The sequence below is a fragment of the Microcoleus sp. AT8-A3 genome (assembly GCF_036705675.1).
Taxonomy (GTDB): Bacteria; Cyanobacteriota; Cyanobacteriia; order Cyanobacteriales; family Microcoleaceae; genus Microcoleus.
The window spans coordinates 1-21,080 of sequence record NZ_JAUBVD010000075.1 but is presented as its reverse complement, the minus strand read 5'-3'; the positions used below and the strand labels follow the sequence as shown (position 1 = coordinate 21,080).

Below are 21,080 nucleotides of genomic sequence, written 5' to 3'. Positions count from 1 at the left end.
CACGAAAAAATCAAAGCTGAGGCGATCGAGCTAGCGTGAAAAAATAGTTACAGCCGATGAGTTAACTATGGAACCCGAAAATCTAAATATTTATGCTTAAACACTCTTCAATTATTAGCGCGTCTCCTGAGATTATGGGCGGCACCCCAGTCTTTGCTTTTACTAGAGTTCCAGTACAAACACTTCTGGATTATCTGAAAGCAGGAGAATCAATTGATGATTTTTTGGATGGATTTCCAACTGTGACTAAAGGGCAAGCTATTGGGTTGCTGGAAGAGGCTGAAAGACAGTTTGTTGGTAATTAGATGATAAATTGATATTGGCATTTTTTTTTACCGCAGAGAGCGCAGAGAGCGCAGAGGAAGAGAAGAGAGAGATGAGTAATAATGATTGAGATTGTAAAAAATGACACTGAAAGAATTAGAAAAACAACTCTTAGCCTTAACTCCCAGTGAAAAAACTCAGGCCATACAGCTATTAGCTCAAAGTTTAAGCAATACCTGGCAAGGAATTGAAAAAACTCCCGGCGTGTGTGGGGGCGATGCTAGAATTGCGAAGACTCGCATACCTATTTGGTCGATGGTAAATTATCGCCTTCTGGGTGCAAGTGATGTGCGAATTTTGCAAGACTTTCCTCATTTGAGTGCAGCAGATTTGGCAAATGCTTGGGCTTATGCTGAGGCACACCCAGAGGAAATTGAAGCAGCCATCGCTAGAAATGAGGAAGATTAACAAATGGTGCGTCTTTATGCAGATGAAAATTTTCCACTGGTAATCGTGGAATTACTGCGAATTTGTGGTCACGATGTTTTGACAGTGCAGGAAACTGGAAATGCTGGACTGGGGATTCCTGATGAAGATGTGTTAGCTTTTGCTATTAACCACAATCGAGCTGTTTTGACGCGCAATTGGGATGATTTTAGACACCTACACCGTTTGCAACCCGATCGTAAAGGTATCATTATTTGCAAAGAAGATTTGAATATTGAGAGACAAGCTACACTGATTAATGAAGCTATTTCTACTGTCGAAAATCTCACAGGTAAATTGATTCGGGTAATTCGTCCGCCACAGTGAAAACAAGCTGATTGCTCAACAACTACCCCAGCAGATTATAATCGACCTTAGAGAAGTATTAGCATTAGCCACAAAAGTCGAGTCGCCATAATCTCCCGACAAATATACCGATTCCCTATGCAATTTTTCTCAACCGCTCAATCCTCGATCGCCCATCAACCCTATAATAACTTTATGGCGTTGTTAGTGCGAGTTTATCCTCAGCGCTTGGGTGACATTCTCCACCAGCATTTTGCCTTCTCATCCACGATGAACCTTTCTGAAAAATTGCAAAAAGTCGATCGACTCAAAGCCTGGTTGGATAGCTTTCGTCCGCTTTCTCCCACTGTGGTTGCAGAATTGAAAAAACTCTACGACGTTCGGTTCACTTATCATTCTAATGCGATTGAGGGAAACACCTTAACGCAACGCGAAACCGAATTAGTCCTAGAAACCGGCATCACTGTCGGTGGCAAAACTTTGCGAGAACACCTAGAAGTCATCGGACATCGAGATGCGATCGACTATATTGAAATGCTAACGCGATCGGACACGGAGATCGGTGAATGGGAGATTAAACAAATTCACAACTTAATTATAAGGGCGATCACCCCGGAGGAAGCTGGACGCTATCGGCAGTTAGATGTCAAAGCCGCCGGTACCGAATACCTCTATCCGCCTCATTATTTGCTTTCGGGTTTGATGCCGGAATTTATCGAATGGCTCAACAGTGATAAAATCAAATCGTTACATCCGTTAGAGTATGCAGCCGAAGCACATCTTCGCTTTGTGTCGATTCATCCATTTCGGGATGGTAACGGACGGACGGGACGGCTATTGATGAATCTGCTGCTGTTGCGGGCTGGATATCCCATTGTCATTATCTCTAACCAGGTGCGTGCTGCCTACATCGATGCGATCGCAGAAGCACAGCAGCAGGGTTCTGGGATTGAGCCCCTCCTCGATCTTATTGTAGATGCGGCCCGATACTCGCTGATCGAAACCTTGCAAATCCTAGCAACCGCTAGCGATAGCCTGGGTCAAGGGCTGCCTTTCTATCAAGAGATGCTAGCCGTTTTGCAACAGCAGTCTCAAAAGCTGGATTAGAATTCACCAAAAATCCGCTGCTATCAAAATTATTCATCTCTCTCTTCTCTTTCTCTGCGCCCTCTGCGGCCTCTGCGGTTAAATCATTCCGAAACCACCGTAAATCGTGCAAGATGTCCCATTAAATAAAGAACCAGCCGCCACAGATAAAGATTTGATGTAGATTGGGGCGATCGAACCCATAACAGGTGACAACAGCTATGTTGGTTTTGCTATGGTTGTTAAGGCAGGTCGATCGGGCTGAGCGCAACTCTTGCAAAACTCTACAGTCGGCTAACCAGTGCCCGCAGGTGGGCTTCGGTTTTAACTATAGATTAGTTAATCTCAAAAAACAACGTCGTTTACCAAAGGATTCAGCAAGCAATCCTCAAGGAGTGAAAATCATGGTTCAGATTCAAGAAATTTCTCAAGTATCTACCCTGCACGCACCTGCAGCACCCAACGGAGTAGCCGCTACAGAATTGCGGCCTTGGGGCTCATTTACGACTCTAGAAGAAGGCCCAGGATATAAAATTAAGCGGATCGAAGTTAAGTCTGGACACCGCCTCAGCCTGCAAATGCACCACCACCGCAGCGAACACTGGATTGTGGTTTCAGGTACTGCAAAAGTTACTTGTGGCGAAACTGAACAAGTTCTGTTTACCAATCAGTCTACCTACGTTCCTCAGTGCATTTCTCACCGCCTGGAAAATCCGGGAGTTATCCCTCTGGTTTTAATTGAGGTGCAGAATGGCGAATATCTCGGAGAAGATGATATTGTACGCTTTCAAGACGATTATGCCCGTACAGAAAAGGCTAAGTAACTCAAGTTGCTAAAAATATAGGGGTAAGGTGCGCTGCGGCGCACTTTACATTCTCTGGGTAAGGTGCAAGGCTAGGCGCACTCTACATTTTCAAAACTCAACATTACTTCCCAAATTACCAATTACAAATTACCAATTACTCATAATGATTCATCTGAGCAAAACAGCAGCAACAGAAGTAACGCGCCTCAAGTCGAAGCATCCGAACCCCAATGCTTTATTTCGTCTGGGCGTGGAATCGAGCGGCTGCTCCGGTTTGTCTTATACAATGGCATTTGACGATGGGCCAGCCCCAGAAGACGCTGTATGCGAGTCGGAGGGGATTGAAGTTGCGATCGACCCCCAGCACTTAAAATATCTCAATGAGCTCACCTTGGATTATTCAGAAGACTTGATGGGCGGAGGTTTCCGATTTCACAATCCCAATGCCGCTCAAAGCTGTAGCTGTGGCAACTCCTTTTCTGCTAAGGAATAACCAACCTGTAGGGTGCGTCAATCGATTTTAGATTTTAGATTTTAGATTTTAGAGGCGACCCCACGGATAAATGCGGGGGCTTGAGGATTTGCGATTTGCGATTTTGGATTGATTCCACGGATAAATCACGTGGCGGGTACCATCAAGAAATTCTTGGTCAGTTGCAGATAATTCTTCAATTCTAAAATCTAAAATAGATTGACGCACCTGACACAATAAGCAATAACCAATATGATTTAGAGTGCGTCAGTTGCAGATAATTATAAAATTTAAAATCTAAAATTTAAAACTTAAAATCTAAAATTTAAAACTTAAAATCTAAAATCTAAAATCTAAAATCTAAAATCGTATGATGACACTCAAAGACTTAGAAAAAGTCCAAAAAACCTTCAAAGAAGCCGGTCAAGACTACCAAGTTGAACTAGAAAGCGGGAGAATTATCATTGTGGGTCCGTCAGACATTGTATCTAGTGAAATTGGCATTCGGTTGAGTGCCTTTCTCTTCGTTTGGGTGAATCCCCGCCGTTTGGGTCGAGTTTTTGACTCCGCAGGCGGCTTTATTTTACCTGATGCTAACCTCACAGCACCTGATGTTTCTTTTGTCCGAGCCCCACGTCTCAGGCAAAGTCCCCGTTATTTCGGAGAATTAGTCCCAGACTTGGTAGTAGAAATTAAATCACAGAGCGATCGCATTAAACCGCTAGAAAAAAAGATTCAGAATTTCCTAGAACTCGGAGCGCAAGTAGGAATTTTGATCGATCCAGATGAAGAAACTGTAACAGTTTATCGTCAGGAAGGTGAACCAATTGTGTTAGGAAATCAAGATATTTTGACTGTTACCGAACTTTTTCCGGGTTGGGAATTGCCAATTGCTGAACTGTGGCCGCCAATTTTTACTGAAGCAGAAACTCAAACTGAAGCCTAATAAAGTTTATGCAGATTTTACATAGCCAGAAATGCGAAAAACCTCTCTTCTCTTCCTCTGTGTCCTCTGCGCTCTCTGCGGTTAAATAATTCCTATGCAACCGTAAACGATATCAGTGCAATGGAAAAGCTTTCAATCAAGCTGGCGTACCGAGAATAATCCACTGCATTAACTGCTCCCACTCTGGAGATTGAGCTAACAAATCTGCATCGAATTCATTTCCCGCATCCTGCGAAAACTCGGCGAAAGCTTCCGCCCAATTAATTACCGTTTCCACAGGCAAATAAGGCGTATAATTCCAAGAACGCTGCAAAAACTCTACCATCTCAACAGAATGACCGGTGCGGTACAAATACCAAGCAATCCAAACTAAGGTACTGTACTTGATTTGCTTTTCCAACAAACGTATTTTATCCGGCAATTCGGGGCGGGCAAAAAAATTGTCCATGACTGCGGCGAGGGATTTAGCCTGCGGTAAACCTTTGTACATAGCGCTTTGTTCGTGCTGGCGGTAGCAAACAGTTACTTGCTGCAACCACTCTGCTTCGCATCCCATTAAGGCTAAACGCAGCACTAAATCTGTATCTTCCGCCGGGGGAAATCGAGGATCAAATCCGCCGGCGCGCTCTAACCAGTGACGGCGAAATACCATCGCGCTGGGTAATACTGGTTTCCACCGCAGCCACATTTCTAAGTCTAATTTAGGGACATTTTGCCAGGGTTTGACATCTTTTAGCGGTTCGCCTATACTATTAACTAGACGCCAGCCGCTGTGAACTATTCCTAGATTTGGTCGCGCTGCAAATACAGCCATTTGTGCTGCTAATTTGTCGGAAAAAAAGTAGTCGTCCGCATCGAGAAAGGCGATAAATTCTCCTCGCGCTAGCTCGATGCCGTGATTTCTGGCAATCGAAACTCCTCGATTTTGTTGGTAAATGTAGCGAATTCGATCGCCATATTTCTCTAAAACTAATCTAGTGTCATCTTTGGAACCGTCGTCTATGACAATAATTTCCCAGTTAGTATAGGTTTGGTGCAGAACGCTATCTACGGCTTGGCCGACGTAAGCAGCACAGTTGTAAGCCGGAATTACTACGCTTACCTGCGGGGTGCGATCGATCGTAACATTACTCATAATTAATTATCTTAAATTCGATTGCGTCTTTATTTTACAATGAGTGTAGGGTGCGTCAGTTCCTGACGCACCCAGCAAGGGGTTATTGTGTTCATTAATTTTGGTTCAAGAATTTGCCAAGGTAAGTTGGTGCGAGTTCAGTAAATCATGGGGGCGAATAGCTGAATGGTAGCGATCGCCTTTTACCTTCAAATACTTGTCAACTATTTGCAAAACCTGTTCGGGATTGGCTGGCTTCCTCAAAAAATCGGAAGCACCTGTCAATTTCGCTCGCGTGCGGTCAATTATACTGTCTTGACTGGTCAAAAACACGATCGGAGTTTCCCGAAAAGCGGGTGTCTTTCGCAAAAAATTGCACAAAGCAAAGCCACTTGTCTTCGGCATCACCACGTCCATAAAAATTAAAGCAGGCTTTTGTTTGGCGAGGAGGCCCACTCCCTGCATGGGATCTTGAATTTTTAGGACTCGATACCCTTCCGGCAATAAAATTTGCTCTAAAAATTCGCATACTGTCGGACTGTCATCGATACAGGCAATCAAAGGGCGACCCGGCCCTGCGATCGCCGCCGCCAGGCGCCACTGTTCTATAGGCGACGGCAAGTCTGGTACTGTTCGGAAATTTACTAAACCCTGCTTGATGTAATTAACTAAAGCGCGAGTTGCCACTGTCACGCACTGCTTTTTCTTAAATGCAATATCCCAAAGAGTATTCTCGCCGTTGAATACGTTACCCAAAGCGATCAAAGAATTAGAACTAAATCGATTTTGCTGCAACTGGGCCGACGGTTTTAAAAGCGGTGCTTGTTCTGGATCTACAAGCCACAAACCCATTGCTTTCCACTTTTGCCAAATTTCTTCTGTACAACACAGAATTTTTTCTACTTCTGTTAAAGACAGCAGCAAAGAAGAGGTAATGGTAGAAAAATATTTCTGGGAGGGACGCCACTCCCGGCGCAAACCCGATTGACCGATCAGAGCAAATAACACTTCCGAAAGGCTGGTGTGGACGATCGCCCTAGCTTGTTCCAGACTCATTTCGCTGGCTGCTATCCCTCGCTGAAGCAGTTGATATTCCCACAGTTCTCCAGCATTGAGGTCTCTGAGATCCACTTGAAAGTTTCGACAGTGTTGCCCGATCGCCCTGTACCAGCGTCTCGCTCTGTGCGATCCTCCCGTGGCATACACCAAACTACCCTGAAAAAAGTAAAGTTGCCACTGTTGTTCCCCTTGCTCTAACACCAGTTTCCCCGTTGCTTGTTTCTGGCTGAGTACAGCCAGAGTATGGGACAACATTTTGTATCCGATTGCGGTAGCAGACATATCAACTCGCATCCCCTGTACTCTGTTTGTACCATTATATAGCTGCTGAGTTTTGAAAGATAACAGTAATTTTACTGAATTTGGGTTAAAAAACACCACTAATTGTGAGAATTTAACCCTCTTAGGGACTGATTCCCCCCAGGAGTTTTAGCCATGAGGATGTAACGGCTATTTGCCCTATTAACTAATCACTAAAATCGGGATTCTAACTAATAACTAATTGCCTTCGCTATCTGCAGGAGGTACTGGATCGTAACCCCCTGGATGAAAAGGATGACAGCGCAAAATCCGCTTAACTGCCATTGAGCTGCCACGGGCCGGCCCAAATCTTTCTATTGCTTCGATCGCGTATTGCGAACAAGTGGGCTGAAATCTACAGGCGTTAGGCAGGTAAGGAGAAATTCCCATTTTGTAGCCTCGGATTAATCCGACCAGCAATATTTTCACAATTTTTACCTCAGCGATTGATTAGATTAATAGGCCAATCTCGTCCGGTACCGCTGTAAGCTAGGTGCATCGAGAGCATTCCCAGCGGTTAGAGTTCCGCCAACTTTTTCTGTACCAATTATACCTTTTTTCATTATTATTTTAGATACTTAAAGCACAATTTGAGGAGATAATATGGTACTTGTCTCTGAGTTGGCTACTTGACCGATACCTAAAAAATTACCGTCTCGATCGTACACCTGCAAGGGATAGGGATGTTCGGGTATTGGGTTGTGGGGGGGATGGTTGCTACTTTCCTCATAGGGATCGATCGACGTTTCGGGAATCGGGAGGCGCTGTCCTTGAAACCAGCGTTTGGTATATTCAGGGGAAAGGACGATCGCACCTAAATGTCCCAAAACCGCCGATGGCAAAATCGGGCAAAATTTATTCTCCTGCAATTGCAGTTCTAATTCTTCAAAACTCAGACTTTGGTCGATCGAGAAACCGCTACTTTCGGTGCGAGTCAAACAAGCCAAAGTACCGCCTGTATTCAACAGTGCACCCAAATCCCGTGCGATCGCCCGAATGTAAGTACCCGCCCCGCAGGCGATCGACAAATCCAATTCAGGAAAATCCCCCGGCCGCCAATCCAAGATTTCCAGCCGAAAAACCTCGACCTTCCTAGCAGCAACTTCCACAGTTTCGCCTTTTCTAGCTAACTCATAAAGGCGTTTTCCTCCCACCTGAACCGCACTAAAACTCGGCGGAAATTGATCGATTTTTCCTAGGAAATTTGGGAGTGCAGCTTGGACTTGTTCCAAACTCAACTCTGGCACCGGTCGAGAATGGATAATTTCTCCTTCTAAATCGTCAGTAGCAGTAGTTAAGCCAAACCGAATCGTGCCTCGGTAAGCTTTATTGTGTTGGAGATATTGCAGCAGTCTGGTTGCTTTGCCCAGGGCGATCGGCAAAACGCCAGTCACAGCAGGATCGAGGGTTCCTCCGTGTCCGACTCGCTTGAGTTTCAATAGCCGGCGCACTCGCCCCACGCAGTCGTGAGATGTCATGCCCGCAGGTTTGTTGAGATTGAGAAAACCGTCAGTAGTCATTAGGAAGTTCGGCAACGGATTTTGTAACGGATGTAACGGATATAACGGATGTCAGGAAGAGGGAAGATGGAAGATGAAAAGTTTTGAGTTTGCTTTTTTTCGCATCGCGAAAGCTAACGTTACTTGCAACGCAAAAGCGGTTTTTAGTTAACAAGTTAAACATTGAAAACTTAAAACTACAAAGTACCCGCCAGCCCAATTATCAATTCTCAATTCCCCATTCCCAATTAAAGAATAAAGTCGGCCTGACTGATAGAAGTGCGGGCAACTCCGAATAAAGTAGCCAGAGTTTCCTTGGTGCTTGTAAGCTGAATAATTGTACTGGGCGAAGTTCCTGCCCCAGCGGAAATGGTGATTTCGCCAAAAGTAAGGCCGGCAGTCAAGCGAATTCGATCCGTACCATCAGTAAAATCTGTAATCACATCCCCGTCTGCCAAACGCCCGATCGCAAAAGTATCGTTTCCGGTGCCGCCAGTTAAAGTATCTCGGCCACGATCGCCCGATAAACAGTCATTGCCGATGCCACCAAACAGCGAGTCATCGCCGGCACCCCCAAAAAGCGAGTCATCGCCCGCGCCTCCCAACAAAGTATCGGTGTCTTGGTTGCCAAACAGCAAATCATTGCCAACGTCGCCCAGCATTGAGTCAGAACCTTTGCCGCCGTAGAAAGTATCGTCGCCGGCGCCGCCCAAAACGCTGTCGCGGCCCGCACCGCCGAACAGCAAATCATCGCCAACGTCCCCCAGCAGTGAGTCATCGCCGTCGCCGCCGTAGAGGGAATCGTCTCCGCCTAAGCCGAAAATGCTGTCAGGGCCACCCAAACCAAATATCAAGTTAGCGCCCGCACTACCTCTGAGGGAGTCGGGGCCGCTGGTGCCGCGAGTGCCACCAGCGGCCCCTCCGGGACGGGTACCGCCGCCGGTGGGGGTTGGGGTTGTGACGGGAATTGGTACAAGTGGCACTGCTGATGGCATGATTCTGAAGATGGGTAGAAATTTGCAATTCTAACTTAACTTAAAACCGGAAGTTATAAGCTCGCCAACCGCCGAGATGAGAAATATCGATCGCATCCGCCACAGCATAAGGTTCGCACAAAAAGCCCTGCACCGTGGAGCCGTCCTCCAACACCAGCGTACCAATTCCCAAGGGCGGGGGGATTTTAGCGACAAATCCGCCGAAAGCCGCGATCGACAACTCCCAAACTTCCACCTCGATCGCGCTACCGCCCTCTATCTGACGCACCAATCCCGGCTTGCCCAGAGCAGTACCCGTCAAAGCGTACAGCTTGTAAATCGGGCTGGTACGGCAGGCGCGAACCAAAACGCCTCCCCCCTCGATTAGTTGATAATTCAGCGGCTCACCGCTCAAATGAGCGCCAACCACAGCTATTTTGACTCGTTCTTCTGAGTCGGGTTTGGCTGCGAGGGCGGGTTCCGGGACGGTTGGCAGCGGCAGACCGGTTGCGCCCAAAGTTCCGCCCAAGCGATCGTGGAAAGCACAGCCCAGGCGGCACAGCGATAAATCGTGCCACGCAGGAGCCATCAGTGTCAATCCTGCGGGCAATCCGCTGCTTTGAAACCCGCTGGGAACTGCGATCGCACACAAATCGAGCAAATTCGCAAAGTTCGTGTAGCGGCCTAGATTGGTGTTGAGCGCGATCGGCTCGGCTGCAACTTCTGCGACAGTATAAATCGTACCTGTCGTGGGAACAGCCAAAACATCCATTGACTGCCACTGAATTTCTGCCTTCTTGCGGAGCTCTGCCAAGCGGTACGACGCGCGGTAGGCAGAGACGGCATCGTAGCGTTTGCCACCGCTGATAATTTCGCAGACGATCGGATCGATCGCATCTGGGTGCGCGTCGAGGAAATCGCCGATCGCGGCCAACCTTTCTGCTACCCAAGGCCCGCCGTAGAGCAGTTCGGCAGCATCCGCAAAGGGTTTGAAGTCTATAGGTGCGATCGTGCAGCCCAATGATTGCAAGCGCGCGAGATCCTCCCGGTAGCGCTGTTCGGCTTCTGCATTCCCGAAAAATTCGAGTTCGCCGTCTCCGGGAACTCCCACCCGCAAGCGGGATAAATCCGGCAAAACTTTCGTTTCAGGGTGGCGAGAAAACGCATCCTCAGCGTCAAAACCGCTGGCTGCTTGCAGCACGGAGGCCGCATCCGCACAGGTGAGAGCGAACACAGAAACGCAATCGAGCGATCGCACCGCCGGCAGCAAGCCGCGAGTGCTTACCGATCCGCAACTTGGCTTCAGCCCGACAATGTTGGTAAAAGCAGCGGGAACCCGCCCTGAGCCTGCGGTATCGGTACCCAGAGCAAAACTCACCAATCCGGCGGAGACTGCTACGGCGGAACCGGAACTCGATCCGCCCGGAATGTAGCGCGAATCGAACGGATTGCGGCAAACTCCATAGGGAGTGCGGGTTCCCACTAATCCTGTGGCAAATTGATCCATGTTTGTTTTGCCGATCGCGATCGCACCTGCCGCGCACAAACGCTCTACAACTGCGGACGATCGCGCTGGAGTGCTAGCAAACGCAGGACATCCCGCTGTAGTGGGAACGCCGGCCCAATCGAGATTATCTTTGATCGCAAAAGGTATTCCGTAGAGCGGCAATTGTTGCGGATCTAGGTTTTCCAAAGCTTTGGCGCGTTCGAGGGTTTCCGCCTGCGGTGCTAAATAAATCCATACTGCCGGATCTGCATAGCGTTCGATCCGATCGTACACGCTCGCGATCGCATCTGCAGGCGCGATCGAGCCGGTGCGGTAGCGATCGAGCAGCGAATGAATGTCGAGACTGTTGCTGTAGTTAAATTTTTCCATAGTGCACGGTCAGTCGATTTTAGATTTTAGATTTTAGATTTTAGATTGAAGATTTGACTTCATATCATTTCTGGTTATATGAGGATGATTTAACCGCAGAGAACGCAGAGAACGCAGAGGGAGATCCCAGAGAGATGAATAATTCCAATGCTAACGGATTTGACTTCACAGGCTGTGTTAGGCGATCGTTATTACAACAAATAGAATGTTAGTTTACCGCATTGTCGATCGTACTCGCATCCAGTCTAGGACTCGAAGTATTTCTCAAGAAATCTTCAACCATGACCTTGCTGGTTTCGTCTTTTTGTGCAGATAAACTTCGCGATCGACAATCGCCCCATCTCATTGCCCGGTTTAATCTTCCAAAAATTTTAATTTTACTTCGAGAAAAACGGTTTTTTGTAACATTTTACACATTTTCGCATCAAGTTTGCTGTTAGGGTTTGAAACGTAGCAATCTAGTAAGATTGCACGCTACAGTATGCTTATCTTTAAAAAAAGTAAGTGAATTGCAGCAATCAACAGTCTAGGATAAATCCCTGAGTCCGCCAGGGAATGAATTCCCTGTCTAATAGTTAAAGTCCTCTGAAGAGGACTAATGAGTTTAAAATTTTTATTAGTCCTCTTCAGAGGACTTTAGCTTTGAGACAGGGGTTTCAACCCCTGTCGGACTAGGGGTTTAACGTGGAAAGTTGAAATCAATTGGCTTTTGGAGTGTCCCTACAAGGGCTAGGTACCTTACCTGAAAAGTGCTGTATACAGACAAAAACCGAAAAAATTTAACCGCTTCTAGGGTTCCGATTTGAATCAGTTTCTAACTCTGTTTAGAAAGTTCAAGTGCTGGTCCGAGAGAAGCAGACTGGTTGCCCCAATATTTTAATTTTAGGGAAACACTAGCCAGTTACACGGCGGGATAAAAGCCCGGGAGAAACGCGATCGGTCAGCAAGACTCGGTTCGTTAGCTCTCGGGCTTTATCCTTGTATATCAGGGGGGTTTGCGGCAGCTAAGGAAGCCAAAGAAGGTGCAAAAGCTCGATCGACATATTCACCTCTAACCAGCAACCAGAATATGCTATGAATATCCGATATTGCTCCCCAAAAATAACGCGATCGCCCTTGTCCTACTGCGCCATATTTTTCATCACCTTGTTTTTTGCTGTCGGCTGCGTCAACCCGGCAATTTATATCAAAACCACGACAGAAAGTGAAGCAGCTTCTTCAGTAAGTGCTAACGCAGTTCGCCTCGGATTCAGCGCGTGGCCCGGCTGGTTTCCTTGGCAAATTGCCAAAGAACAAAAGATATTTGAAGCTAACAATGTTGCTGTAGACTTAAAATGGTTTGACGGCTACTTAGAATCGATCAGCACCCTCACAGCAGGACAGATAGATGCTAACAGCCAAACCCTCGGCGATACAGTAAACTCTATATCAGGCGGCGCCGACCAAGTAATTGTTTTAGTCAACGACAACTCGACAGGAAATGACAAAGTGATTGTCGCCGAAGGCATCAATTCCGTTGCCGATTTAAAAGGCAAAAAAGTTGCCGCAGAGGAGGGTACTGTCGATCACTTTCTATTGCTGTTAGGGCTGAGAAAAGCAGGTTTATCAGTGCAAGATATTCAATTTGTACCGCTGGAAACCGGCAAAGCTGCGGCGGCTTTCGTCGGAGGACAAGTCGATGCGGTGGCAGTATTTGCGCCGTTTACCACCCAGGCATTAAAGCGAAAAAACAGCAAGGAACTGTTTAGTTCCAAAGATTTTCCGGGGGCGATTTCTGACCACTTGGTATTCACCCGAAAGTTTATCGGCGAACACCCCGATCGAGTGCAAGCCCTGGTCAATTCATGGTTTGCAACATTGGAATACATGAAAGCCAATCAAGAGAAATCTTACGAGATTCTCGCCAACCGCGCCGGAGTTAGCGTTGAGGAATATAAAGAATATGAAAACGGCACTCAGATATTTACGATAGAGGAAAACTTGAAAGCCTTTCAACCGGGAAATGACATGACATCATTGCAGTTTGCGGCGGCCGAAATGACTAAATTTCTTGTAGATGTAAATTTAGCAAAAACCCAACCAGATATCAGTACATTATTTGACGATCGCTTTATCAAAGCTTATGCCGAAGGTAAAAGCTAGGAGGCAAAATTTACGATTTTGCAGACACAACAAAGTTTCCACCTTATTATTTATACCAAAAAGCTACTAAAATTACTCGCTCAATCATTCCGCAATTAAATCATGCCACCAAATCCCGATCCTCGATCGATCCAATCCCACCTCAAGCAAAAAAGCCTAAATCCCACCGTTTTCTGGCGGATTGCGGAAGAGATACCACAACCCCTCAATATTGGGTTAACGGTGACATCGATCGCACTGCCGCTGCTGCTGTGGTGGCTAGTAACAACCTTCGCCGATGTAGACCCCAAATTTTTGCCTTCCCCCGGCAAAGTTTTAGAGGCATTTGGTAGGCTGTGGAACACTCGCGAACTTTTGAAAGACACGGTAGCGAGTTTGTGGCGGGTGGGAGTGGGCTTTCTGTTCGCCTTGGTTTTTTCCATACCAATTGGTGTGCTGATGGGCAGTTTTGCCAGTATTCGCGCCTTGCTAGAACCCATGTTCGGCTTGATGCGATATATGCCCGCACCAGCGTTCATTCCCCTGCTAATTCTCTACTTGGGAATCGGCGAAGAACCCAAAATAATGCTGATATTTATCGGCGTATTTTTCTTCAATTCGCTGATGGTGATGGATACAGTCAAGTTTGTTCCCAAAGACTTGATAGAATCTACTTATATGTTGGGCGGGAATCGCTGGGAAATCCTCACTCAAGTTATTTTTCCCCACGTTTTGCCGGGAATTCTTGATGCTAGCCGCATCAACTTGGCTGCGGCTTGGCAATTGGTAATCGTCTCGGAATTGATTGCGGCAACCGAAGGCTTGGGCCGCCGGATCAGCGTCGCAGGTCGATTTCTCCGAACCGATGAAATTTTTGTGGGGCTGATTGTCATTGGGGCGATCGGACTGACTTTTGACTTGCTTTTTCAATATCTGCTGCGGGTTTCTTGTAAATGGTCAAGTCAGAAACAGTAAGCAGATCGGGACTTACGCATGGGGCTCAGAAACCGGGTTTTTTTTACGAAAATACACAGCTTGCAGCCCGCATATTAGGTAAAAAACCCGGTTTCTTTGTCGGAGTGCGTAAGTCCTGCAGAGGTTAAAAAGCAGAATGGTGTCATTTTTTTACTTACAATACAGAGGATAAACTCATGTTTCTACAAATCAACAACCTGCACAAAAACTTTGAAACAAAAAAGGGTAAATTAGTTGTCCTCAAGGACATCAATATGACCATCAAGCAAGGCGAATTTATCTGCGCGGTAGGCGCATCCGGTTCTGGCAAATCTACTCTGTTGAGGCAGATTGCGGGATTGGACAAGCCGACAACAGGGGAAGTGAAAATTGATGGGAAAGAAGTTGTTTCGCCTGGGCCCGATCGAGGTATGGTATTTCAGCATTACACTCTTTATCCTTGGATGAACGTGCAGGAAAATGCTGAGTTTGGCCTTAAACTTCAAGGCGTTTCCAAGAAAAAGCGGCGCGAACAAGCTAGCTATTATTTGAATGTGGTAGGATTGACGCAGTTTGCTTCGTCGCTGCCGAAGGAATTGTCGGGGGGGATGAAACAGCGGGTGGCGATCGCCCGCGCCCTCGCTTCTGAACCTAAAGTGTTATTAATGGATGAACCTTTCGGCGCATTGGATATCCACACTAAAGAATCGATGCACGAATTCATGCTCGATTTGTGGCGCCGCACTCAGATTACAATCTTTATGATTACCCACGATGTCGAAGAAGCGGTGTTTCTTTCCAATCGGATTTATGCTTTGGGTGCTCGTCCCGGTACAGTGAGAAAGGAAATGTCGATTAATTTGCCCGATCGCACTCCCAGCGTTAAACGCCACGCCAAATTCCACGATTACCGCGACGAACTCATGGATTTGATGCGGAAACACGGACAGGAAGCAGTTGCAATGGCTGCTTAAATAGAAATAGGTTTGTAGTTGCACTTTTACTCTTTGTGGAACAGGCATCTTGCCTGTTCTGGCGGGCTAGAAGCCCAACCCCTACTCCCCACAAAAAAATTCAATTTTATTGTGGAACAGGCATCTTGCCTGTTCGGGCGGGCAGGATGCCCACCCCACAAAGACTAAATTTTCTTGTGGAACAGGCATCTTGCCTGTTATTGAGAATGGTGCAAAATATCAGTGTAGATAAATATTACTTTGGGAGAGGGTGAGTTTTGCCACTACAAAATACTATTGTTTTGTTTCCCTCACCCCCCCCAAATACATCAAGAGGAACTTATGGTGCAACTATCATCGATCGACACAAATTCACAAATTGATTCAGACCTCGTATTAATGCAAGAAACCGTACCGGGCGGCGCGTACTGGTCGGGAGTCATCAAGCGGGGAAACACCCTGCGAATCACCGATTTAGAAGGCTCTCGCGGCGTTTCCATGCTGTGCTACAACGCCGACAATGCGATCGAACGTTTCAACGCAGCAGACACAGCCAAAATTCAATTCAACGCCTTTCTCAAACAAGGCATGGTGCTTTACACAGACATGGGGCGCATCCTATTTTCCATCACCCAAGACACCTCCGGCTGTCACGATTTGCTAGGAGGATGCAGCAACGCCATTAGCAATGCCAAAAAATACGGCGAAGGAGACTGGAAAAACTCCCGCGACAACTTCCTCAAAGCCCTAACTCGGTGGGGATTGGGCAAAAAAGATATCATGCCCAACCTCAACTTATTTACTCGCATTGCCGTCAAACCAGACGGCACGATGGAGTATCGCGAAGGCTGCGAGAAACCCGGTAGTTTTATCGATTTGCGAGCCGAAATGAACGTATTGACAATTATCTCTAACTGTCCCCACATCCTGCATCCGGGTTCAATTTACGATCCAAAACCCATCCAAATTCAGATTGTGAAATCCCCCGCACCCGCACCAGACGACTTGTGCCGCACCGCCAACCCGGAAGCAGTGCGCGGCTTCATCAACACCGATGCTTTGTTCGTGCAATAAACCCGATTCCAGCACTCAATCTTGTCCGCACCAATCGGCGGTAAAAAATTCTGCTATTCCATCACAAAAAGTGAACCATGACTGCAACTACCCAACAACTTCTCGATCCAAAAACTGCAATTTATAACGAAGTTTTACCCGCCAGACATCCCTGGTCTCGTGTCATCAAAAAAGGACAGATTCTTCGTATTGTAGATTTAGGCGGAAATCAAGCAGTAGATTTTTTAGTTTACAATGCCGATGACCCTTCCGAACGCTACAGCGCCCCCGATACGATCGTCAATCAAGGCAACATCTTTGTCACTACAAACAGCCAACTCATTTCCAACGAAGGGCGAGCCATGATGACCATAATTGCTGACTCCTGCGGGCGCCACGATACCTCCGGCGGCGCCTGTAGCTGCGAGAGCAATTCGGTGCGGTTTGGACTAGATAAAAAATACCAGCACGCCTGTGTTGAAAATTTCCTTGCCGCAATTCTTCCCTACGGTTTGGGTAAGCGAGATTTAGTCAGCAATATCAACTTTTTTATGAATGTTCCGGTTAGCGAAGATGGCACGCTTGAAATTGTTGACGGCATCTCCGATCCGGGAAGTACAGTTGATTTGCGAGCCGAAATGAACGCGCTTGTTGCTATTTCTAACTGCCCGCAAATGAACAATCCTTGCAATGCTTACAATCCTACGCCGATTCAGTTGATTGTTTGGGATTCTGTGTAATCTGAAAATATCTAATTTCTGAACCCCCGCCCCAAGTCCAAGAAACCGGGTTTCTGCGATGATTTTTGTATCCTCACCCAGATTTAGGAAGAAACCCGGTTTCTGAACCCCTGCCCCAAGTCCAAAAAACCGGGTTTCTGCGATGATTTTTGTATCCTCACCAAGATTTAGGAAAAAACCCGGTTTCTGAACCCCTGCCATTAGCAATTCCCAATTCCCAATTCCCTAAATGTTTAACAAAGTTTTGATTGCAAATCGCGGTGAAATTGCCTGCCGAATTATCCGCACACTCGATCGCCTCGGAATTGCTTCGGTAGCAGTATATTCTGAAGCCGACGCCCATGCCAAGCACGTTTTCGCCGCCAGCGAAGCTGTTTGTATCGGTGCAGCCGCCGCAGCCGAGAGTTATTTGCGGTTCGATCGCATTCTCGAAGTTGCGCGCCAAACAAAAGCTCAAGCTATCCATCCGGGTTACGGCTTTTTGAGCGAAAATGCTGAATTTGCCGAAGCTTGTGCAAGCGAAAATATTGCATTTATCGGCCCGACTCCGACTCAGTTGCGCTGCTTTGGATTGAAGCACACCGCGCGGGAAATAGCCGCTGCAAATCAAGTGCCGCTAACTCCCGGAAGCGAACTTTTAGCCTGTTTGGAGGATGCCCAAAAAGCGGCTGGGGCGATCGGCTATCCGGTGATGCTCAAAAGTACCGCAGGCGGCGGTGGTATCGGTTTGCAGGCTTGTTTTGGCGATCGAGATTTGGCAGAAGCCTTTGAAAAAGTACAGCGTTTGAGTCAAAGCAATTTTAAACAAAGCGGCGTTTTTTTAGAGAAATACATTCAAACAGCCAGACACATTGAAGTCCAAATCTTTGGAGATGGCAAAGGAAACGTCATAGCCTTGGGCGAACGAGATTGTTCGGTGCAGCGGCGCAATCAAAAAGTAATTGAAGAAACCCCCGCCCCTGCTATTAGCGACGAACAGCGAAATCTGTTGTACAGTGCAGCAGTGCGGCTGGGAAAAGCGGTAAATTACCAGTCAGCCGGTACTGTTGAATTTGTATTTGATGTCGATGCGAAACAGTTTTATTTTTTGGAAGTCAACACGCGCCTGCAAGTTGAACACGGCGTTACTGAAGCTGTCAACAACATCGACCTCGTTGAGTGGATGGTAAAACAGGCTTCGGGAGATTTGTTCCCCCTGGAAGAGTACCGCTATCAACCGCAGGGCCACTCAATTGAGGTGCGAATTTATGCGGAAGATGCCGGCAAGAATTTTCAGCCGAGTTCCGGGTTGCTGAATCAAGTTGCGTTTCCCGAAAACGTCCGCTGCGACAGTTGGATAGAAACCGGCACGGAGGTAACTCCTTTTTACGATCCGCTGCTAGCCAAAGTAATCGTTTGCGGGGATAATCGATCGCAGGCGATCGTAAAACTAAAAGCTGCTTTAGATGCCAGTGAAATAGCGGGAATTGAAACTAATTTAGATTACCTCCGCCAGATTTTGGACGATTCCCGATTCAGCCGGGGCGAACTGAGCACGCGCTTTTTAAACTCTTTTGAATACGCACCTTTAACGATCGATGTATTGGATGGGGGAACCTACAGCAGCATTCAGGATTATCCGGGGCGGATTGGCTATTGGGATGTTGGCGTGCCGCCTTCCGGGCCAATGGATCATCTGGCATTTCGATCGGCAAATCGTTTAGTAGGAAATCCCGAATCGACAGCAGGATTGGAATTCACAGCTACAGGCCCAACTCTGCGCTTTAATGCCGATACAGTTATTAGTTTGACTGGGGCAACTATGAAGGGAACGCTAAACGGCGAATCGGTGCCGTTTTGGACAGCTATTCCCGTAAAAGCTGGCAGCATTCTCAAGTTAAAAGCCATTCAAGGCGGCGGCTACCGCACTTATTTAGCAGTCAAACACGGCTTTAATGTCCCCGATTATTTGGGCAGCAAATCAACTTTTGTACTGGGCAAATTTGGCGGACACGCGGGCCGCACGCTGCGTCCGGGAGATGTGTTAAAACTCAACCAAACTGCAACTCTGGAAGCGGAAATATCTTTGCCTCCAGAACTAATTCCCACCTACAGCAATAATTGGGAAATCGGCGTTTTGTACGGGCCTCATGGCGCGCCAGATTTCTTTACTGAGTCAGACATCGAAATGTTTTTCTCCACAGAATGGCAGGTGCATTATAACTCGACGCGGACGGGCATTCGGCTGATCGGCCCGAAGCCCACCTGGGCGCGTCAAGACGGGGGAGAAGCGGGTTTGCACCCGTCTAACATTCACGATAATGCTTACGCGATCGGCACGATCGATTTTACGGGCGATATGCCTGTAATTCTGGGTCTGGACGGCCCGAGTTTGGGAGGTTTTGTCTGTCCTGCTACTATTGTGCAGTCGGAATTGTGGAAAATCGGGCAACTGAAACCGGGGGATAGCATTCGCTTTCACTGTTTGAGTTTTGCTGAAGCTTTGCAGCGGGAATTAGCACAAAATAGGCAAATTGCTACTTTTTGTTTGCCTGTTTTTGGGGAAACTTCGGCGGAATTGCCCGCAGTTCCCGCTTCTCCAATTTTGCACGAAATTCCAGAATCTCCGGGACAGGTTGCTGTTACTTACCGTCAAGCTGGGGATAAATATATTCTAGTTGAATACGGCCCGTTGGTGCTGGATTTAAATTTGCGTTTTCGGGCGCACGCATTGATGGAACAGTTGAAAGCAAATCCGTTGCCGGGTGTTATCGAATTAGTGCCGGGAATGCGATCGCTCCAAATTCACTTTGAGGGCAGCCAGATTTCGCAACAGCAGCTAATGCAGGCGCTGATTGCGGCGGAGGCGGAACTTCCGGCGATCGAGGATTTGGAAGTGCCGGCGCGAATTGTGCACTTGCCTTTATCTTGGGAAGATGAATCGACGCTGTTGGCTATTGAAAAATATATGCAGTCTGTGCGATCGGATGCACCTTGGTGTCCCAGCAATATTGAGTTTATTCGCCGCATAAACGGGCTTGAGGGCATCGAACAAGTCAGAGAAATTGTATTTAATGCTAGCTATTTAGTGATGGGTTTGGGAGACGTTTATTTAGGCGCGCCCGTCGCAACTCCCCTCGATCCGCGCCACCGTTTGGTTACTACTAAATACAATCCCGCCCGCACTTGGACTCCTGAAAATGCAGTTGGCATTGGCGGCGCGTATTTGTGCGTTTACGGGATGGAAGGGCCGGGAGGTTATCAATTTGTCGGCCGCACGGTGCAAATGTGGAATCGGTTCAAACAAACGGCGGATTTCCAGTCTGGTAAACCTTGGCTTTTGCGCTTTTTTGACCAAATCCGATTTTATCCGGTTTCTCATGAGGAATTGCACCGCTGTCGGGAAGAATTTATTGAAGGTAAGTTTAAATTAAAGGTTGAGGAAATCACTTTTAATTTGAGAGAATACAATGAGTTTTTGCATTCTATTGCTAACAGTGCGGCTGAGTTTAAAGCGCAGCAGCAGACCGCATTTAATGCAGAGCGCGATCGCTGGGCCGCCTCCGGGGAATTTGACGCTGAAGCTGCCGCAGAATCCTCGGCGGATGGGGCTTCTGACACGGCGGCGGAGGTTACTTTGCCGATCGACTGTGAGGCAGTTGTCGCTCACGTTTCGGCTAATGTTTGGCAGGTGCTGGTTAATGTGGGAGATGTGGTTGCTGAGGGCGATCGTCTGTTAATTTTGGAAGCGATGAAAATGGAAATTGCTATTACTGCTGATGTTGCTGGCACTGTGGCTCAATTGTTTTGTGAAAAGGGGCAAACGGTGACAGCAGGGCAAATTCTAGCGGCTATTCAACCGAATTAATCCCTCTGGTGTCAGGAGTGAACACTTACGCGCTTATGCGGGAAACACTTCTGTAATGAGGCACACTACTATCGTCTTTTAAATGCCGAACAGCTTATCGCCCATGAGTCCTGGCGCAAAACAAAGGATATACTTAGGAATGAGAATTAAATAATTTCCACTCTTGAAAGTGGGATGGGCGTCCCGCCCCTCATGATTGGTCGGGCGGGACGCCCATCCCACAA

The 21,080-nt window shown here is 47.3% G+C and carries 20 protein-coding genes and 1 riboswitch; of the genes, 13 read left to right on the top strand and 7 right to left on the bottom strand.

Annotation, left to right across the window (positions count from 1 at the left end; genetic code table 11):
* Positions 1–92: 92 nt before the first annotated feature.
* The 7 genes from QUB51_RS27205 to QUB51_RS27175 all read left to right on the top strand — a co-directional run bounded on the left by QUB51_RS27205 (position 93) and on the right by QUB51_RS27175 (position 4,366).
* Positions 93–305, top strand: a complete 213-nt coding sequence (locus QUB51_RS27205) for a DUF433 domain-containing protein (RefSeq protein WP_333246930.1) — start codon at positions 93–95, stop codon at positions 303–305.
* A 100-nt stretch (positions 306–405) separates the two neighbouring features.
* Positions 406–732, top strand: a complete 327-nt coding sequence (locus QUB51_RS27200; RefSeq protein ID WP_333146890.1) for a DUF433 domain-containing protein — start codon at positions 406–408, stop codon at positions 730–732.
* Positions 733–735: 3 nt separating this feature from the next.
* The gene (locus tag QUB51_RS27195) at positions 736–1,077 is read left to right on the top strand and encodes a DUF5615 family PIN-like protein (protein ID WP_333263056.1); all 342 of its coding nucleotides are present in this window, start codon (positions 736–738) and stop codon (positions 1,075–1,077) included.
* A 117-nt stretch (positions 1,078–1,194) separates the two neighbouring features.
* Complete coding sequence (locus QUB51_RS27190) at positions 1,195–2,163, top strand: Fic family protein (protein WP_333263053.1); 969 nt, start codon at positions 1,195–1,197, stop codon at positions 2,161–2,163.
* 383 nt (positions 2,164–2,546) lie between these two features.
* The gene (locus QUB51_RS27185; RefSeq protein WP_333263050.1) at positions 2,547–2,966 is read left to right on the top strand and encodes a phosphomannose isomerase type II C-terminal cupin domain; all 420 of its coding nucleotides are present in this window, start codon (positions 2,547–2,549) and stop codon (positions 2,964–2,966) included.
* A gap of 145 nt (positions 2,967–3,111) precedes the next feature.
* Positions 3,112–3,441: an iron-sulfur cluster assembly accessory protein gene (locus tag QUB51_RS27180; RefSeq protein WP_333263047.1), complete on the top strand. Its 330-nt coding sequence runs from the start codon at positions 3,112–3,114 to the stop codon at positions 3,439–3,441.
* Positions 3,442–3,793: 352 nt separating this feature from the next.
* Entirely contained in the window at positions 3,794–4,366 is a 573-nt protein-coding gene (locus QUB51_RS27175) for a Uma2 family endonuclease (protein ID WP_333263066.1), read from the top strand.
* Between the two features lie 136 nt (positions 4,367–4,502).
* Here QUB51_RS27175 and QUB51_RS27170 read toward each other — a convergent pair whose 3' ends face one another.
* From QUB51_RS27170 to QUB51_RS27140, 7 genes are all read right to left on the bottom strand, one after another.
* Complete coding sequence (locus tag QUB51_RS27170; RefSeq protein WP_333263044.1) at positions 4,503–5,501, bottom strand: glycosyltransferase; 999 nt, start codon at positions 5,499–5,501, stop codon at positions 4,503–4,505.
* A gap of 105 nt (positions 5,502–5,606) precedes the next feature.
* The gene (locus QUB51_RS27165; protein ID WP_333055110.1) at positions 5,607–6,821 is read right to left on the bottom strand and encodes a response regulator; all 1,215 of its coding nucleotides are present in this window, start codon (positions 6,819–6,821) and stop codon (positions 5,607–5,609) included.
* 216 nt (positions 6,822–7,037) lie between these two features.
* Positions 7,038–7,268 (bottom strand): membrane protein insertion efficiency factor YidD, encoded by a 231-nt coding sequence (yidD, locus tag QUB51_RS27160; RefSeq protein WP_333055111.1) that lies wholly within the window; start codon positions 7,266–7,268, stop codon positions 7,038–7,040.
* 149 nt (positions 7,269–7,417) lie between these two features.
* The gene (truB, locus tag QUB51_RS27155) at positions 7,418–8,359 is read right to left on the bottom strand and encodes a tRNA pseudouridine(55) synthase TruB (RefSeq protein ID WP_333055112.1); all 942 of its coding nucleotides are present in this window, start codon (positions 8,357–8,359) and stop codon (positions 7,418–7,420) included.
* A gap of 227 nt (positions 8,360–8,586) precedes the next feature.
* Complete coding sequence (locus QUB51_RS27150) at positions 8,587–9,333, bottom strand: calcium-binding protein (RefSeq protein WP_333055113.1); 747 nt, start codon at positions 9,331–9,333, stop codon at positions 8,587–8,589.
* 40 nt (positions 9,334–9,373) lie between these two features.
* Complete coding sequence (gene atzF, locus QUB51_RS27145; RefSeq protein ID WP_333263041.1) at positions 9,374–11,188, bottom strand: allophanate hydrolase; 1,815 nt, start codon at positions 11,186–11,188, stop codon at positions 9,374–9,376.
* 208 nt (positions 11,189–11,396) lie between these two features.
* A complete protein-coding gene (locus QUB51_RS27140; protein WP_333055115.1) occupies positions 11,397–11,534 on the bottom strand; it encodes a hypothetical protein in 138 nt (45 codons plus the stop codon).
* A 432-nt stretch (positions 11,535–11,966) separates the two neighbouring features.
* A riboswitch (guanidine-I (ykkC/yxkD leader) is annotated at positions 11,967–12,118 on the top strand.
* A 144-nt stretch (positions 12,119–12,262) separates the two neighbouring features.
* Here QUB51_RS27140 and QUB51_RS27135 point away from each other — a divergent pair.
* The 6 genes from QUB51_RS27135 (at position 12,263) to uca (ending at position 20,856) form a co-directional block, all read left to right on the top strand.
* Positions 12,263–13,330 (top strand): ABC transporter substrate-binding protein, encoded by a 1,068-nt coding sequence (locus tag QUB51_RS27135; protein WP_333055116.1) that lies wholly within the window; start codon positions 12,263–12,265, stop codon positions 13,328–13,330.
* 102 nt (positions 13,331–13,432) lie between these two features.
* Positions 13,433–14,284, top strand: a complete 852-nt coding sequence (locus tag QUB51_RS27130) for an ABC transporter permease (protein WP_333055117.1) — start codon at positions 13,433–13,435, stop codon at positions 14,282–14,284.
* A gap of 176 nt (positions 14,285–14,460) precedes the next feature.
* Positions 14,461–15,237: an ABC transporter ATP-binding protein gene (locus QUB51_RS27125; RefSeq protein ID WP_333055118.1), complete on the top strand. Its 777-nt coding sequence runs from the start codon at positions 14,461–14,463 to the stop codon at positions 15,235–15,237.
* A gap of 321 nt (positions 15,238–15,558) precedes the next feature.
* The gene (locus QUB51_RS27120; RefSeq protein ID WP_333263037.1) at positions 15,559–16,290 is read left to right on the top strand and encodes an urea amidolyase associated protein UAAP1; all 732 of its coding nucleotides are present in this window, start codon (positions 15,559–15,561) and stop codon (positions 16,288–16,290) included.
* 77 nt (positions 16,291–16,367) lie between these two features.
* Complete coding sequence (locus QUB51_RS27115; RefSeq protein WP_333055120.1) at positions 16,368–17,009, top strand: urea amidolyase associated protein UAAP2; 642 nt, start codon at positions 16,368–16,370, stop codon at positions 17,007–17,009.
* A gap of 229 nt (positions 17,010–17,238) precedes the next feature.
* A complete protein-coding gene (gene uca / locus QUB51_RS27110) occupies positions 17,239–20,856 on the top strand; it encodes an urea carboxylase (RefSeq protein ID WP_333263034.1) in 3,618 nt (1,205 codons plus the stop codon).
* Positions 20,857–21,080: the final 224 nt, after the last annotated feature.

Bases quoted from the DNA above. Each gene is read 5' to 3' on its own strand.
- QUB51_RS27190 (WP_333263053.1), top strand. From the start codon at position 1,195: ATGCAATTTTTCTCAACCGCTCAATCCTCGATCGCCCATCAACCCTAT.
- QUB51_RS27165 (WP_333055110.1), bottom strand. From the start codon at position 6,821: ATGTCTGCTACCGCAATCGGATACAAAATGTTGTCCCATACTCTGGCT.
- QUB51_RS27205 (WP_333246930.1), top strand. From the start codon at position 93: ATGCTTAAACACTCTTCAATTATTAGCGCGTCTCCTGAGATTATGGGC.
- uca (WP_333263034.1), top strand. From the start codon at position 17,239: ATGTTTAACAAAGTTTTGATTGCAAATCGCGGTGAAATTGCCTGCCGA.
- QUB51_RS27150 (WP_333055113.1), bottom strand. From the start codon at position 9,333: ATGCCATCAGCAGTGCCACTTGTACCAATTCCCGTCACAACCCCAACC.
- QUB51_RS27175 (WP_333263066.1), top strand. From the start codon at position 3,794: ATGACACTCAAAGACTTAGAAAAAGTCCAAAAAACCTTCAAAGAAGCC.
- QUB51_RS27130 (WP_333055117.1), top strand. From the start codon at position 13,433: ATGCCACCAAATCCCGATCCTCGATCGATCCAATCCCACCTCAAGCAA.
- QUB51_RS27125 (WP_333055118.1), top strand. From the start codon at position 14,461: ATGTTTCTACAAATCAACAACCTGCACAAAAACTTTGAAACAAAAAAG.
- QUB51_RS27200 (WP_333146890.1), top strand. From the start codon at position 406: ATGACACTGAAAGAATTAGAAAAACAACTCTTAGCCTTAACTCCCAGT.
- QUB51_RS27140 (WP_333055115.1), bottom strand. From the start codon at position 11,534: ATGAGATGGGGCGATTGTCGATCGCGAAGTTTATCTGCACAAAAAGAC.
- QUB51_RS27120 (WP_333263037.1), top strand. From the start codon at position 15,559: ATGGTGCAACTATCATCGATCGACACAAATTCACAAATTGATTCAGAC.
- QUB51_RS27185 (WP_333263050.1), top strand. From the start codon at position 2,547: ATGGTTCAGATTCAAGAAATTTCTCAAGTATCTACCCTGCACGCACCT.
- atzF (WP_333263041.1), bottom strand. From the start codon at position 11,188: ATGGAAAAATTTAACTACAGCAACAGTCTCGACATTCATTCGCTGCTC.
- QUB51_RS27135 (WP_333055116.1), top strand. From the start codon at position 12,263: ATGAATATCCGATATTGCTCCCCAAAAATAACGCGATCGCCCTTGTCC.
- QUB51_RS27115 (WP_333055120.1), top strand. From the start codon at position 16,368: ATGACTGCAACTACCCAACAACTTCTCGATCCAAAAACTGCAATTTAT.
- QUB51_RS27180 (WP_333263047.1), top strand. From the start codon at position 3,112: ATGATTCATCTGAGCAAAACAGCAGCAACAGAAGTAACGCGCCTCAAG.
- truB (WP_333055112.1), bottom strand. From the start codon at position 8,359: ATGACTACTGACGGTTTTCTCAATCTCAACAAACCTGCGGGCATGACA.
- QUB51_RS27195 (WP_333263056.1), top strand. From the start codon at position 736: ATGGTGCGTCTTTATGCAGATGAAAATTTTCCACTGGTAATCGTGGAA.
- QUB51_RS27170 (WP_333263044.1), bottom strand. From the start codon at position 5,501: ATGAGTAATGTTACGATCGATCGCACCCCGCAGGTAAGCGTAGTAATT.